Consider the following 13,105-nt stretch of genomic DNA (forward strand, 5'->3'; position numbering starts at 1 on the left):
AGAAAAGGCGTTCGGGGAAAGGCGATCAGGCGGTCGGTGTCAGGCTCTCGAGTGTCAGCCGCCGCGTCATCGGCGCTTTGGCTTATGCACTGGCACTGTCTTCAGGTTTGGCCTGCGGATCGGATCTTCCTCTGCAGGATTTTTCTCAAGACCCTTCCCCCGAAGCTGCGCGGCGGCGCGCCGGGCAAGGGCGCATTTTGCGCCCGGCCCGACCCTTGCGCGGTGTGACGCCGGGCTGCAGCCCTTCATGTCCTCCTATCGTTTCTCAGGTCTTCATCCGGCGCTTGTTCCGGTCTCCTGCGATGGCTCAGCGCGCCGCACGTACGCCTTGCATGCATGCTCCAGGCAGTAAGGCGTTCGAGATTCGACCGCAGCATCGCAGAAGCGGAATGTCTTCGTTCCTGGCTCGCCAATGGGCCAGCAGCACGTTCGACTTGCACGCCGAGTGACCGAACGGAACACGTCCTCCGGCTGCGGCAGGACGACGCTCACGGGCGGTTTGGGGGGAACCGTATTCGTGGCAGCTACAGTGACGTGAACCGGTGATGGCGTGGGACGAGGAGGCAGCGGCTCGGTGACACTGACTGGAACGATGTCTATCAGCCGCGGCACAGTCGCAGGCTTCGAGGGACGCTTTGGTTGCTCGGTGTCCTGGGCGATCGGGGACGGACGGCCAGGAAGGTTAAGGCGATGGGCCTTGCCGACGACGGCGTTCTTCGAGGCTCCGATCCGGCGCCCTATCTCGGCCGTCGAGTGTCCGTCAGCCCAAAGCTCGCGGAGGCTGTGTACAACTTCGTCGCTCCACTCGAAATTATTGCCGCTCATGATTCTCTCCTTCCTGCCTGGGTTTGTAAGGTCCGGGGTGTCCATGTGATGGAATTTGCGCCCGTGGCGTTGTGGATTTGCTGGCGCGGCGGCCGAACCAGTCACCGGAAACTGGTTTCGGTTTCCCAAAGGCGGCGATGGCTTCACTGACCGGGATGACGACACGGTGCGCGACGATCACCCCGTTCAGCAGCACGAGACGGCCGTGATCGAAGCCATGCAGCACGTCGAGCAGGTAGCTGGGATCACCGGGCAACCATCGGTGCCCGTTCCAGTACGTCAGCAATGCGTGTCGAACACCCGGATCGCGGGCAGCGATATCGCGACGGGCCGTGCGCCATTGCACAGCGCGACGGTCACGGTTGGCTTGCTCGGTGACGATCCAGCTTTGCACGCGCTTATCCATCACGTCGTCGATGCTGGGTTGCGTCTCCGCGATCAGCGATCCCAGGAGCGGAAGGGACTCCCGCTGTCGTCGCTGCCAACGCGTGGCTGCCAGCCGTTTACGGTTGGTGACGATGTACTCGCACCGGGGCCGACGAGAGAACCTCATGATCCCGGATCCTGCAGGACAGCGGCAACCCTTCGTGCCTCTTCCCAACACTCCGCGTCCGGTTCGCCAGACTGGGCAGCCCAGTCGAGCAATTCCGTCAGCACCGCGCGCAATCGAGGCGCCGTCGCAAACAGCCTGGCATTACGAAAGTCCTGCTCGTCCAGGTGACGGACGAACTCATGCTCCTCAGTGCAGTACAGTAGCTTGCCCGGAACCAGGCAGACCGTGCGGCCTTCGGCACCGTCCTCGCGATCCACGATCAGGATTTGGCCATCGTCACCAGGGAGGCGGTTCGCAGGAATGATCTCCCAGAATGTTTTGGAAGCGCCGGCCATCACGCCGCCTCCGCATCTGCTGCAGAGGCGGACTTATCGTCGGCATCATCCTGGCGGTCGTGCAGCGTTTCCGCGTAGGCCGGGTGAAACGCGAGCAGGTAATCGGCAATGCGCTGAGCGTCGGCAGCGGCGCGGAATATCTCGCGTTTGTCCTCTTTCAGCTTTGCGGCCCAGGACGCGATGTAGTTGACGTGATTCGGAATGTCGCAGGGCAGGTCAAGGACACCGCCGATGAAGACCGATGCCAGTTCTGCCCGAAGTTCCTCCTGCGCGTAGCCAGCCGAGCCGAAGCGGTTGGTGAGGTCCCGGTCGAGGCGGCTTTTCGCACCTGTCCAGTGCGATGCCTCGTGCAACGCCGTAGCCGCAAAGGCTTCGGGCGAGTGGAACGATTTTGGCTCTGGCAACTGGATGAAGTCGAGCGACGGACTATAGAACGCGCGATCGCCGCCAACCCGGATCACCGCCCTGCTGTTCGTCAGGATGACGTCGGCGGCTTCCGGCCGCTGCCACGGGGCTTCGGTCGTGTCCGGGGCGATGTAGTCGGGGATGCCCTCGATCTGGGATCCGTTGAACACGGTATAGGCGCGCAACATGGGGATCGCCCTGGTGCGGTCCTCGGCATCCGGGGCAGCACCGCGATCTTCGACCAGCATACGCTTGAAAAAGAAGATGGTAGTGCCGCGCTCGCCTTTGCGTACCTGCCAGCCACGATCCGACGCTTGTTTATACGAGCAGAACCGTGGATCGCCGCCGAGTGCGAACGATGTCATCGCCAACAGCAGCACGTTGATGCCGTGGTAGCGGCGCCCGGTCGTGGCATTGATCGGCATACCCGGAGCGCCATTCTTCCATGGTTGCTGCCAGGGCTTGCTGCCGGTCTCCAGGGCCGCGACAATCCGATCCGTCACCTCCTGGTAATGGTCGCGCCGGTCGGTGAACGGCTTGCCGCTGCGGTGCTTCATCATCGGGGATTTATCCTCTCAGGGTTCTCTCAACCCCATCCCCGCCCCGCCTGGAGGCTGCCGGTGCAAAGGCGCGCTTGCGCGGGACCGCAGGCGCTTGCGCCGAGGCCTACCCTTTGTCGCCGGCGGACGCCATGCGGTAGCTCGTCCCTCTTCCTCTGTTCAGTTCATCGATTGGATCTTCAACTTCTGCATTGTCATCTCAGCAGTTGCTCAAAGCGCAATGCCGCCGAGTGACGATCGAGGTGCAGCGAGCCAGCTATGATCTGTCCCGAGGTGCGATTTCAGCCGGGCACCAACCGCGGGCTTTGGCCGCAAGGCGCGTGACCATCGTTCCTTGGCGATCCACGCATTCCGGTTCGACCGGGCACGGCGCCGGCTATGCCAGCCTCGCCCGCCGGCGGGACCGTCGCAGACCCATCCACTTGCACGCAGGCTAGTGCCTGCTTCATCAGCACGGATGTAGGTGATGATGCGCTTGAAACCGCGGCGCTCGGCTTCGGCGGCAGCGTGCGCGTACAGCTTGGAGCAACATTCCAGCGCAGCATCGGGTCGAGGTCGCCACGGATGCAGAGGCGGTTCACCTCGACGATTCCACGTCCGTTGAAAGCGGGCGCTACGGGGTTGCCGACGGTGACGACGCCCATCAGCGAGGAACCGTTCATCACGCCGCTGCCAAACCGCCACGCATGCGGTGGTCCGCAGTGTCGATGGTGGCGAGCGATGAAGGCGCGGGCGGCGGGGAAAGAAATCGGTGTCAGACGAAGCTTGAAGTCGAGCACCGGGGCGTTGCCCTGCCCGTCACTGACGCGGCGCAGACTATGGCCGGTCAGTTCCTCAGCGCCAAGATGGCGCAGCAGGGCCCGGCCCCAGGCCGGGTCGGCGTCGATCTCGGACGCAATCTGCTCCAGCAGACCGGTGCAGCAGGTCACAAGCTGGAAATTGCCGTCCGTCCAGATGTCGTGGATCGATAATTCTTCAGGTTCGCCGCACAGAAGGCAGGTTGAACTGTCATCGGTCATGGTCAGCCTCCAGAAACGCGAAAGGCCCGCGCGATGGCGGGCCCTTCGGGTCGGCGGATAAAGCGGTTAAGCTACGCGACGGCAGGGTAGCCGGGCCGGCTCGGGTCGGCCTTGTCGATCGTCCTCATCCAGGTCTCCTGGCCAAGCCCGTTGCGGCTGTTTGCGAGATCGAAGCCATTCGGCTTGCGCGACCCTTTGACCACGCTCACGGACACCATGAACGAGACGTCCGGGTGCTGCTTTGCCACGTCGTCGCCGAAGGTCTTAATCAACGGGATGATATCGACGATGCTCTTCGCCTCGATGCGGCTGCGTCCGAGGCAACTGCCGAGGAGTTCAATGACCATGCTTTCGTAAGGACGGCCAGGTGTCTGTTCGTGATGACCAGGCAGTGCCGTCAGGGTGAAAGTTGCCAAGGGACGTCTCCGGGTATGCGACATCCGTCCCCGGCATCCCATGATGCCGGGCGAGATGGATGCGGGTGAACTGAGCAAGCGTCTGAACCTCAGACGGGGGTGTCGGCATCCTGAAAGCCGGGATGCACGACAGGCAGACGGGCTGCCTGGGTGGCTGTGACGAGAGCCGCGGCGTGCGTTTCGCAAATGGCAGCCATCTGGTCGTGCCGGGCGGCCTGGACCTCCCATCCTGGGCCGCGCAGCCGCACCTCAGCTGCACGGCTGTGATGGGATGCCGCGATGTTCAAAGCCTCGTTCGGGTCATGGACTCTCCAGCGCAACGCCTTGCAGAACGCGGTGTCGGCGATCTCAGGATGCGTGGGGTCGGTGCAAATGGTCATGACACTCTCCAGAAATGCGAAAGGCCCGCACGGTGGCGGCCCTCTCGATGGTGGACGGGATTGGGTGGGACGGATCAGGCGGCGAGCCGTCCCATCCTCTGCACACAGGCACGGTGCAGGTCGCCCACAAGGGCATCGATCGACCGGATGGCCTCGCCATAGTGGCTGGGCTCGATCGACCGCGTGACCTCCAGGTCATCACAGAAACTGCCTGTCTGGCTGGTTTCCAGCAGGACGATGGCGTCTAGCTTCAGCACCCTGGCGAGCCGAACCACGAAGCGGCCGACCCCTTCCGCAGCCCCATCCTCGCGGTAGGACCGGTCGAGGCCGCGATTGATCGCCGCGATCGACGGACCGTAGAGCTCCATGTCGCGCGGCCCGAAGATGCTGCCGTTCGCCGGCTGGTAGCCCCACTGCCAGGCGTATGATTCTTCACGCCGCCCGTCGATCTGGCACTGGAAGCGAAACCGGTCGAGCCGGAGGGTCTTGCGGCCGTCATCGCCTTGTCCGAGCACCCGGTAGTCTCCATACCGGATGGATCGCCGCTCCGCGTCCTGCATGACGAGCGTGTCGAAGTGCGCGTAGACGTCGCCGCCGCTGACAGTGCTGACCCATGGCCGCAGCACGAGGGCGTAGCGAGGGGGGAGCTGTTGAACCATTGGCCTGAGTCCTCTCGATGAACCGGAGCATCCGGCGGGTGCTGGGAAAGAGGTGTTATGGGTTCGCGCCGTCATGGGACGCCCGCAGCGTCGAGGGCCTTGCGGGCGCGCAAGCGCCATTGTGCAAACCAGTCCACCAGGTCGGCGCCGGAGACCGACAGGTCCTGGTCGTCGGGTCCGTTGAATTGCTCGATCCACGCCTTGGTGGCTTCGTCCAGCACGTCGGCCATCAGCTTGCTGGCGGCAAACAGGCCAGCATTGGCGTGCGCCTCGGCACAATGCGCTGTGCCCTCACCGATCGGGTGAACCTTGCCGATCCACTGCGACGTGGCTGCGACCTGAACGCCCCAGGTGGCAATGACCGATCCGTCATGCATGATCTGCTGTGTCGCCACCCATCTCCAATCCCCTGGCGTGGGATCGGCGAGGCGGGTTCCCGGCCGGCTCAACGCCGCACCGTCGCGAACTGGCTGTGCAGGCTGACCGTTGAAGCTTCATCCGCGAGCAAACCGGGTGCTGCCAAAACCGCATAGCATGCGATTCCGAACAGCAAGCTTCCTGTCACGAGTATCACGTATTTCATCATCGTCATCCGCCTGTCCTCCTGATGTCGTCTTCTTGTCGAAGACCTCATCCGGCAGGCGCGGCGGCGAAGGCGGGGCAAGGGCGCGAAGCGGGCCAAGGGCCGAACCCTTGCGGCGTCAAGGCCGACCGCGGCAGCCCTCTCCCCCCCCTCTCAACATCCTAATTGATCTCAGGACGCAGCAGTGGTGTTCCTAAATCGAAATAGTAAGTGTCCGAGCCTGACACGCTGACACCCGCCGATTGATATGCTGGTTGTTCCGAGCAAGGTTGGAGCGATTGTGGCGTGCGATATGAGCGTGAGTCTTCGCGTCGCCATGTGCTGGCGCATCGGCAGTCGGGTTCAACCCAGGTGTCATACTGCCTGCGCCATGGCCCAAACCGATCAGGCGTCGAACATTTGCACAGTGCAAAGATCACATTTATATGGCCTGACTAACATATGCACTTGACGGCATATGTCTTCTATAAGATAATAATGGCATGAAGGCGGCGCTAATCCAGTCGGAAAAACAGCTATTTGAGGACGGGGCAATTCGTCAGGTTAGGATTTGGCTGGTATCCGAGCCGGTTCCCCCTTCAACACATCGCCTCAAATACAGCCTAGTCTACGTGGTGCACGGCGTTCGAGTGATCGGCTTCGACAATGAGCGGGGTAAAGGTGATCACTACCACTTGCATGGGACCGAGACGCCTTACGACTTCCAGGGTATCGGCAAGCTACTAGCAGACTTCAGAACGCTTATCGGTCAGGAGAGGGGGGAATGAACATGGCGAGCAAGTTAATTTTCCGAGTGGGCGTGAGCCTTGAGGAGATCGACCGCGAGATCGCTGCAAATGTCGATGCTGCCGTTGCCGCCGCCGAACGGGGCAAAAACATCGAGACAAAGCGCACGATCAGCTTTGAGAATTGGGCTACGTTCTTTCGTTCTATGACGCCGAACCGCATTGCAATCCTTGAGCACGTCTCCGCGCATGACATGATTGCGAGCACGCGCGCCCTGTCGGTTGCGTTAGGCCGGGACTATTCCGGCGTTCATGCTGACGTTGCAGAACTGGTGAAACTCGGACTTCTCGAACGCGATGGTAACGCGCTCCGCTGTGAGATCGGGCCAGACGTTGCGGAGCTGGTAGCGGCGTGATGAACGAATACTCTGCCCATCTGGGGGACGTATGAAGCCTTATACCCGCTCAATAATTGAGCTATTTGATGGCAAGAAGCGATTTCTGATTCCTCTGTATCAGCGTCAATATGCTTGGAAAGTCAAACCACAGCTCAACCTTCTTTGGGAAGATGTCGAGCGGGCTATAAGCCGCTTAACTACCGACAGAGCATCACTATCGCCACACTTCATGGGTGCGATAGTTATAGCTCAAATAAAGACATTCGGTAAACAGGTACAAGCATTTGAGATTATCGATGGACAGCAACGTTTAACAACGTTTCAGTTACTCCTGTCGGCCTTACGAGACGTGGCAATCTCTGTGGGCTCCAAGTATGCTGACGAAACGCAAAAATACCTTTTGAACGATGGAGTGATGGAGAACCCTTTAACCGAGAGGTTCAAGCTCTGGCCTTCCCTGACGGATCGCCGCTCGTTTGTAGAGATAATTGATCGCAATACTGATCTCGATGCGATTGCTCTTCGTCCGGTTGATGAGGATGGATTGGTCCGACAGTCGGTGGCAGCTCATGCCTACTTCAAAGACGTTATTACCAAGCACGTCATGCATGGGGGTGAGTTTGACGAGTATCGTCTCGAAATCCTTTTCGAGGCCTTGAAGGATGGCTTGGCGGTGGTGTCCATCGAGCTTGAAGGTGGCGACGATCCACAGACGATCTTCGAGACACTCAATAGCCGAGGGGTTGATCTTACCCCAGGCGACCTAATGAGGAATTTCATCTTCCAAAGGGCGAAAGGGCTTGGCCAAACTGATGATGGTTCCCTGATTGTCGACAAGCTCTATGAAAAGCACTGGCTTCCGTTAGACCGCCTGTTCTGGAACCATATAGAACCCCGTGGGCGTCAGTCGCGCAGGCGGCTCGATTGGATGTTGACAGATCACCTTGCTATGCAGATCGGCAACCTGGTCTCAGTCGAAACTCTGTTCGAGGACTACCGGCGCTGGATCCTGGATACCAAGCCATACACCACGATTGAGGCAGAACTAGAGTCGATCACAGCGACGGCCCTTGTCGAAAAACGTTTATTCGACAAGCAGAGGGGTGACCCACTGGGTGATTTCGGGCGGTTCGCGGATGACTTCGACGTTTCCACGGCCATGCCCCTGGTTATCTATCTCGCAACCGAGGCACAGGTAGGTGCCAAGCTTAAGCTGGCGCTGGCTGTGTTGGAGAGTTTCATTCTAAGGCGCGACATATGCGCGCTCGATATCAAAAACTATAATAAGCTATTTGTAGGTCTCATTGCTCGGCTTCGAGCTGCGGAAGGCTGCAAAGTAGATGCCTTGATAGCTGATCTTTCAAGCCGTGTGCTCGAAATCGATCGCTGGCCAGACAATCATGAATGGCGGCAGGGGTGGATTGGCCGAGATCAATACAAGCCAAGACGACAGCCCCGCCTCCGGTATCTTTTCGAAGCCATCGAGCAACAAAAACGTACAGCCTTGAATGAGAACATTGAAATAAAATCTGCTCTGACCATCGAGCACATCATGCCACAGGGATGGACAGATTACTGGCCGATACCAGGATTTGATCATCTTGAAGATGATGACCTAGACCCTGAGCATGTTGCCCGGCAGACTGAACGTCACGGCACAATCAACAAGCTGGGCAATCTAACCCTGTTGACGCAGAACTTGAACGCCACCGTCTCGAACGGGCCATTCTCAGTGAAGATGCCAGCCGTTCGCGCTCATTCGAGTCTTGCGCTCAATCGCGAGCTGAATGCCTATGATCATTGGGACGAGGAGACTATCGCTGAAAGAGCCGCCGGACTTTTTCAAGTTGCGTGTGCAATTTGGGTTGCGCCCTCAAGAGATAAGCCTCTTGTGATATCGACCGACTTAGGTGACGTGGCTGCCCTACAGCGGGCAAGCCTTCCACCTCATGGGACGGTCTGTCACTTCACCTATGGTGGCACCAAATACACGGGCCGGATTGATGGCGAAACGCTCCTGGTGAATAATATACCCGGCGCTTTTAGTTCTTTCTCTGCCGCGTCCAAGGCCATCAGTCAGACTAGTCGTAACGGTTGGAATGACTGGCACTTAGAAGATGGGCAAGGGCACCTCGTCCTTGCCGATGATTGGCGGAAGCAGCAAACAAAGTAGTGGGTTCGGGCCTAACGAGAGCTTCCACCTGATTCGGCTGGCTTAGTGTCAGGACCTTGCTCACCAGGCAGCTCGCCATATCGTCCTCCAGGAAAATAGCCGTATAGCGTAGAGGGAGCGACACCGACGCGCCGAGCGATTTCGACAAACGGTGTGCTTCCTTCGCCCAAAAGCACCGTGGCATGTGCCAGATCCTTTTTCCCGAACGTGCGTGGTCTGCCTCCCCTTCTCCCCCTCGCCCAAGCTGCTGCTAGTCAAATCCCCGTACGATCGCGGATCACATCACGCTCTAACTCTGCCAATGCTGCGAACAGGTGGAAGGCAAGCCAATCGGTCCGACAATCAATCTGTCCGTCTTCTCATTTGCCTACATCGATTCCTGACAAATGGCACATGACCGCTCAATGATCGTTTGACGGATAGGAGTGCCAAACTAAGCGGGGCGCCGTGTTGGCGCGTTTTGAGCCGTAAGCTGCCCTTCCACTTTGGAGAAGGAAGCCGAGGTAAGCTGACGTGGATCGACGGAGGTTATGTTCAGCTGCTGTCGATCGATCTCCTCGGTCAGACCCCGGGTTGCTTGGCATCCAGCAAGAGACCCCAACGCTGATGAGGGGTCCTGGACCACGCCGACTGCCATCAGGAGTAAAGAACTTCAGCCTATAGTCATTTGGATCGTAGTCCGAGATTAGTCTGATGATTGTCGGGAGCGGCCAACGTCATCCCGCGCCTCGGTCGTCGCGGACGCGCGGCCGAGATATCGGTATAGGGTAGTACGACCCACGCCCAGCTCCCTAGCCACGGACGCCCGGCTCGCGCCTGGACGTCCGAGCATGGCCATTATCTGGTCGGGCGAGGAGTTCGCCAATTTTGGCTGGACCCCGGGGCGGATTCGACGTTCGGCCATGGTGTCGCCTCGGTGCTGGGCCCGAAGCCCCTCCCAGCGGTCCATGCAGCTTGACAACGCGTCCACGACCCGCGCCTGCGCGCGGCCCTCCGGCGTCGTATCGATGTCGATGCCTTCTTCGAGGCAACGGATATGCACGCCTGCCGCTCGGAAACGTGACAGGGACCGCAACACCCGGCCCAGTGGCCGGCCGAGCCTGTTGAGCGCCACGATCACGAGGACGATATCCCCTCCCGTCATCTTGACGATCCCGCGCAGGACCGGGCGGCGTGTCACGTCAGTCTCATGGTGTATTCTTACCGCGCCGGCCTGCCTGAGGCGTGCCGCGTCAATACAGCCCGCTTCGGTTTCCGCCGGTTGGTCCACGTAACCCTCGACTGAGTTCCCTGTAGTTGTGATCACCATCCCTCCGACATCGCGTCGATCACGTCCTGTCGGGCGAGCACGGCCGAACAGCTCTCCCAATCGAGATCGTCGATGCTGGACTGATATCGCAGCCTGAACCTGTCCGCCTGGTCCGGTAGGCGGCGCAGAAAGGTTCTGGCCTCGTCGCGCCCCTGCAGGATCGCCCTAGTCCATTCATCGTCCAACGCGTCGGGAAACTGGCGGAACATCGTCCATATGTTCTGGAATCGCTCTGACAGCACAGCGAAGACGTCATCCTCCACGCTGTCGCCATAGCGAAGGTTCAGGACGTCGATGGTGTCCCTGGACTGCCCAATGCGCTGGACCCGTCCTTTCCGCTGTTCGAGCTTTGCGGGATTCCAGGGCAGGTCAAGGTTGGCCAGCGTACCCAGGGCTTGGAGGTTGAGGCCCTCGCACGCGGCGTCGGTCGCGATTAGCAACTTGATCCGCCGCTTGGCGACCTCGCCCTTAATGAGTTCGCGATCAGCCTTGATGCTCGTACCTTCCTGGAAGATCATCGACTTGCCCAACCCGCCGTAGAGACCGATCCGCTCCTGTGGGAACACGGCTGCCAGTGTCCGCGCCAGCCAGTACGCCGAATCGTAGTACTGACTGAATACGATGCAGCCGTGCTCCAGCCACCCGGATCGCAAATAATCAGCCACAATGCCGCCCTTGGGATCGGCGCCTTGATCCCTTGTGAGGGCATCCAGGCGGCCGATAACCCTGGTCAGCGCATTGCGCTCGTCCGCCGTCAGGTTCCGGATGCTCTCCTTCTCCTCCGCCGTGGCGGGAACGTCGGATTCCTCCCCATCGTCCGGCGCCGGGTCGCCCCTCAGCAGCTTCTTGGCGGTGCTCAGCCCGGCCTCGACGGTGGAGCCGATACGGCGCAGCAGGATAGTCTTGAGGAAACCCGAACCGCGGACCCGCTGGCCTACAAGGTCGCAAAACTCGCGCGCGTCGTCGTACGCCTGGCGGAGGAGGAGCGGCATCAGGATCGCGCCCTCCACGAATCCCGGCGCGTCCGGCCGCGGATGGGTCGCAACTTCCACGCGCCGGATGTAGGGCTCCCCCGTCCTTGGATCGATGACTCGTTCGATCATCTCCCGCTTCCGCAGCACCACGTGACGGACGATGGGGTTGGATGACCAGAATGCTTCCTCGAACCCGTTCGCCAGGCGACGCTTCGAGGGACCGGTGAGATGCCGGAACTTGCCCTTGGCGGACGACACATCGTCCGGGAGGTCCAGTTCGGTGCGGATCGCCTTGAACAGGGAGGCCGGCGGTTCCCCGGACGGCGCCAGCGGGTTCGCGATCAATTCGAACCGTTCGACCGGATCCTCTGGCAGCGCGTTCCTCGAGAGCAGCAGGTCAAGGACGCGAGCGGGGTCGCCCTTCCACGGACTATTGCCATCGCCCAGAACGTGCGGCGCTTCACGGCCCAGCACGTCCACCAGGTCCCATAGCTCTATCGGATCGAGCTGTATGGGCGTGGCCGTCCCGAGCAGGACGTGGCGGCTGCGGGACGCCACCACGCGCATGAATTCCAGGAGGTTGTTCCCTTCGGCCGACCTCGATCGATCCTTCAGGTCCTGGCGCCGCGCCTTGTGCGCTTCATCCAGCACCACGCAGGCGAACCTAGCCTTCTCCAAAGCGGCCCGTTCGACCGAGGGCTGTACGATCAGCCCCGTGGAGACGATTCCGATCCGGTAGGGGCAGCGCGTCACGTCCTGTGCGTCCCTGCCGGGGATCAGGTGGCCCATGTGGTCCAGCCAGCAGTCCCGCTGCGTCCAGACCGCCGACGGGATACTCAGCCTGTCCCACAGTTCGATTTGCCATTGCATGGTCAGTGTCGCCGGCACCAACAGGAGGACAGGCCCGGGATCGAGCAGGGCCAGTACGAGCGCGGACATGCCTAACGACATCGTCTTGCCGAGGCCGACTTCGTCGGCCAGCAGCAAGCGAGCCTTCCCGTGGCGATGCCGGTGCTGCTGCACAAGGGCGACGAAGTTCTTCTGCCAGGGATACAGGCGCTCACCGTCCCGGTAGACAGGCGCCTCGACGGCGACGGCGGCGGCCGCGTTCTCGACCTCACCCGCCCCCACCTTCGTGCGCCACTCGGCCACATCCCTATACTCGGACCGCTCCGCGACCCGGCCGATCTCGGTGATGACGGCATCGGGCAGCTCGTCGCCCCTGGCCCATAGGTCGTCGAACTCGGCTTGGACCCAGTCGACGCCCTCCGCGCTGTGGTCCTCCCAGACGATCTCGTAGTTCAGGCTCCATCCCGAAGCGGTCTCGTTGACGGAACCCATGAAAGCCATGGCAGTCCCATCTACCTTGCGGATCACGCCCGCCTTGCCGTGCACGAACGGGGCACTGTCACGCGCCAGGACCCTGACCTGCAGCTTTCCGCTTCTCAGCAGGTCGAACAGGCGGCGATAGCGAGGGCGATTTAGGAGGCCGTCCAGTTCCGGCGGGACGTCCATCCACTCCTTGACGATTGCCGCCGCCCGCGCCGCCCGGATGTCTTCAGGATTCAGTTCGGCGTTGCACACGACCCGCACAGTGCCAGCGACGGCTTCGATCTCCTCGCCCGCCACCTCAAGGACAGAGGAGCGGAAGTAGCCGGCGATGCGGTCGTAGGCCGACGCTCCACGCAGTTGGTCACGCAGGACCGAATGGCCGAGATTTTCCCGGCGGGATGAGAACCGCCGCAGCCATGTCCTGTCATCGGAGGGAGCGGCGGGTATGTCCATCGGTGG

At 60.9% G+C, this 13,105-nt stretch carries 16 protein-coding genes and 1 pseudogene; 3 read left to right on the forward strand and 14 right to left on the reverse strand.

The window, feature by feature from the left end:
• Window positions 1-273: 273 nt before the first annotated feature.
• The 11 genes and pseudogenes from HN018_RS23630 to HN018_RS23675 all read right to left on the reverse strand — a co-directional run bounded on the left by HN018_RS23630 (window position 274) and on the right by HN018_RS23675 (window position 5,744).
• Window positions 274-870 (reverse strand): GcrA family cell cycle regulator, encoded by a 597-nt coding sequence (locus HN018_RS23630; protein ID WP_338034030.1) that lies wholly within the window; start codon window positions 868-870, stop codon window positions 274-276.
• Window positions 812-1,234, reverse strand: a complete 423-nt coding sequence (locus HN018_RS23635) for a hypothetical protein (RefSeq protein ID WP_171833843.1) — start codon at window positions 1,232-1,234, stop codon at window positions 812-814. Before HN018_RS23635 ends, HN018_RS23630 begins: the two co-directional genes overlap by 59 nt.
• 140 nt (window positions 1,235-1,374) lie before the next feature.
• Window positions 1,375-1,713 carry a hypothetical protein gene (locus HN018_RS23640; protein ID WP_171833842.1) on the reverse strand — a complete coding sequence of 113 codons (339 nt, stop codon included), beginning with the start codon at window positions 1,711-1,713 and terminating at the stop codon, window positions 1,375-1,377.
• Window positions 1,713-2,678 carry an ArdC family protein gene (locus HN018_RS23645; RefSeq protein WP_171833841.1) on the reverse strand — a complete coding sequence of 322 codons (966 nt, stop codon included), beginning with the start codon at window positions 2,676-2,678 and terminating at the stop codon, window positions 1,713-1,715. Before HN018_RS23645 ends, HN018_RS23640 begins: the two co-directional genes overlap by 1 nt.
• 210 nt (window positions 2,679-2,888) lie before the next feature.
• Window positions 2,889-3,362, reverse strand: a complete 474-nt coding sequence (locus HN018_RS29540) for an XF1762 family protein (protein ID WP_408886833.1) — start codon at window positions 3,360-3,362, stop codon at window positions 2,889-2,891.
• A pseudogene (locus HN018_RS29545) lies at window positions 3,293-3,697 on the reverse strand (hypothetical protein); the annotation flags it as partial. The gene HN018_RS29540 and the pseudogene HN018_RS29545, both read right to left, overlap by 70 nt.
• A 71-nt stretch (window positions 3,698-3,768) precedes the next feature.
• The gene (locus HN018_RS23655) at window positions 3,769-4,113 is read right to left on the reverse strand and encodes a hypothetical protein (RefSeq protein ID WP_171833839.1); all 345 of its coding nucleotides are present in this window, start codon (window positions 4,111-4,113) and stop codon (window positions 3,769-3,771) included.
• A gap of 89 nt (window positions 4,114-4,202) precedes the next feature.
• Window positions 4,203-4,493, reverse strand: a complete 291-nt coding sequence (locus HN018_RS23660; protein ID WP_171833838.1) for a hypothetical protein — start codon at window positions 4,491-4,493, stop codon at window positions 4,203-4,205.
• A 74-nt stretch (window positions 4,494-4,567) separates the two neighbouring features.
• Window positions 4,568-5,152: a hypothetical protein gene (locus HN018_RS23665; RefSeq protein WP_171833837.1), complete on the reverse strand. Its 585-nt coding sequence runs from the start codon at window positions 5,150-5,152 to the stop codon at window positions 4,568-4,570.
• 71 nt (window positions 5,153-5,223) lie between these two features.
• On the reverse strand, window positions 5,224-5,547 hold the full coding sequence (locus HN018_RS23670; RefSeq protein WP_171833836.1) for a hypothetical protein: 324 nt from the start codon (window positions 5,545-5,547) through the stop codon (window positions 5,224-5,226).
• Window positions 5,548-5,597: 50 nt separating this feature from the next.
• Window positions 5,598-5,744 carry a hypothetical protein gene (locus tag HN018_RS23675; RefSeq protein ID WP_171833835.1) on the reverse strand — a complete coding sequence of 49 codons (147 nt, stop codon included), beginning with the start codon at window positions 5,742-5,744 and terminating at the stop codon, window positions 5,598-5,600.
• A gap of 473 nt (window positions 5,745-6,217) precedes the next feature.
• On the opposite strand from HN018_RS23675, the gene HN018_RS23680 reads away from it, so the two are divergent.
• Genes HN018_RS23680 through HN018_RS23690 form a run of 3 tightly spaced genes read left to right on the forward strand, consistent with a single transcriptional unit; the run spans window position 6,218 to window position 9,031 of the window.
• Window positions 6,218-6,502, forward strand: a complete 285-nt coding sequence (locus tag HN018_RS23680) for a toxin-antitoxin system TumE family protein (protein ID WP_171833834.1) — start codon at window positions 6,218-6,220, stop codon at window positions 6,500-6,502.
• Complete coding sequence (locus HN018_RS23685; RefSeq protein ID WP_171833833.1) at window positions 6,499-6,876, forward strand: HVO_A0114 family putative DNA-binding protein; 378 nt, start codon at window positions 6,499-6,501, stop codon at window positions 6,874-6,876. Before HN018_RS23680 ends, HN018_RS23685 begins: the two co-directional genes overlap by 4 nt.
• Before the next feature lie 31 nt (window positions 6,877-6,907).
• A complete protein-coding gene (locus tag HN018_RS23690; protein WP_171833832.1) occupies window positions 6,908-9,031 on the forward strand; it encodes a GmrSD restriction endonuclease domain-containing protein in 2,124 nt (707 codons plus the stop codon).
• An 11-nt stretch (window positions 9,032-9,042) separates the two neighbouring features.
• On the opposite strand, the gene HN018_RS29550 is transcribed toward HN018_RS23690, so the two are convergent.
• From HN018_RS29550 to HN018_RS23705, 3 genes are all read right to left on the reverse strand, one after another.
• Window positions 9,043-9,207, reverse strand: coding sequence for a helix-turn-helix domain-containing protein (locus HN018_RS29550; protein WP_408886816.1), 165 nt, complete (start codon window positions 9,205-9,207; stop codon window positions 9,043-9,045).
• 509 nt (window positions 9,208-9,716) lie between these two features.
• A complete protein-coding gene (locus tag HN018_RS23700; RefSeq protein WP_171833831.1) occupies window positions 9,717-10,211 on the reverse strand; it encodes a recombinase family protein in 495 nt (164 codons plus the stop codon).
• A 122-nt stretch (window positions 10,212-10,333) separates the two neighbouring features.
• Window positions 10,334-13,099 (reverse strand): phospholipase D-like domain-containing anti-phage protein, encoded by a 2,766-nt coding sequence (locus HN018_RS23705; RefSeq protein WP_171833830.1) that lies wholly within the window; start codon window positions 13,097-13,099, stop codon window positions 10,334-10,336.
• Window positions 13,100-13,105: the final 6 nt, after the last annotated feature.

It is taken from the genome of Lichenicola cladoniae, from assembly GCF_013201075.1.
Classification (GTDB): domain Bacteria; phylum Pseudomonadota; class Alphaproteobacteria; order Acetobacterales; family Acetobacteraceae; genus Lichenicola; species Lichenicola cladoniae.

What these genes read in the sequence shown, in the direction of transcription:
- HN018_RS23630 (WP_338034030.1), bottom strand. Translation starts at nt 870, where the DNA reads ATGGACACCCCGGACCTTACAAACCCAGGCAGGAAGGAGAGAATCATG.
- HN018_RS23640 (WP_171833842.1), bottom strand. Translation starts at nt 1,713, where the DNA reads ATGGCCGGCGCTTCCAAAACATTCTGGGAGATCATTCCTGCGAACCGC.
- HN018_RS23645 (WP_171833841.1), bottom strand. Translation starts at nt 2,678, where the DNA reads ATGATGAAGCACCGCAGCGGCAAGCCGTTCACCGACCGGCGCGACCAT.
- HN018_RS23660 (WP_171833838.1), bottom strand. Translation starts at nt 4,493, where the DNA reads ATGACCATTTGCACCGACCCCACGCATCCTGAGATCGCCGACACCGCG.
- HN018_RS23665 (WP_171833837.1), bottom strand. Translation starts at nt 5,152, where the DNA reads ATGGTTCAACAGCTCCCCCCTCGCTACGCCCTCGTGCTGCGGCCATGG.
- HN018_RS23675 (WP_171833835.1), bottom strand. Translation starts at nt 5,744, where the DNA reads ATGACGATGATGAAATACGTGATACTCGTGACAGGAAGCTTGCTGTTC.
- HN018_RS23680 (WP_171833834.1), top strand. Translation starts at nt 6,218, where the DNA reads ATGAAGGCGGCGCTAATCCAGTCGGAAAAACAGCTATTTGAGGACGGG.
- HN018_RS23685 (WP_171833833.1), top strand. Translation starts at nt 6,499, where the DNA reads ATGAACATGGCGAGCAAGTTAATTTTCCGAGTGGGCGTGAGCCTTGAG.
- HN018_RS23690 (WP_171833832.1), top strand. Translation starts at nt 6,908, where the DNA reads ATGAAGCCTTATACCCGCTCAATAATTGAGCTATTTGATGGCAAGAAG.
- HN018_RS23705 (WP_171833830.1), bottom strand. Translation starts at nt 13,099, where the DNA reads ATGGACATACCCGCCGCTCCCTCCGATGACAGGACATGGCTGCGGCGG.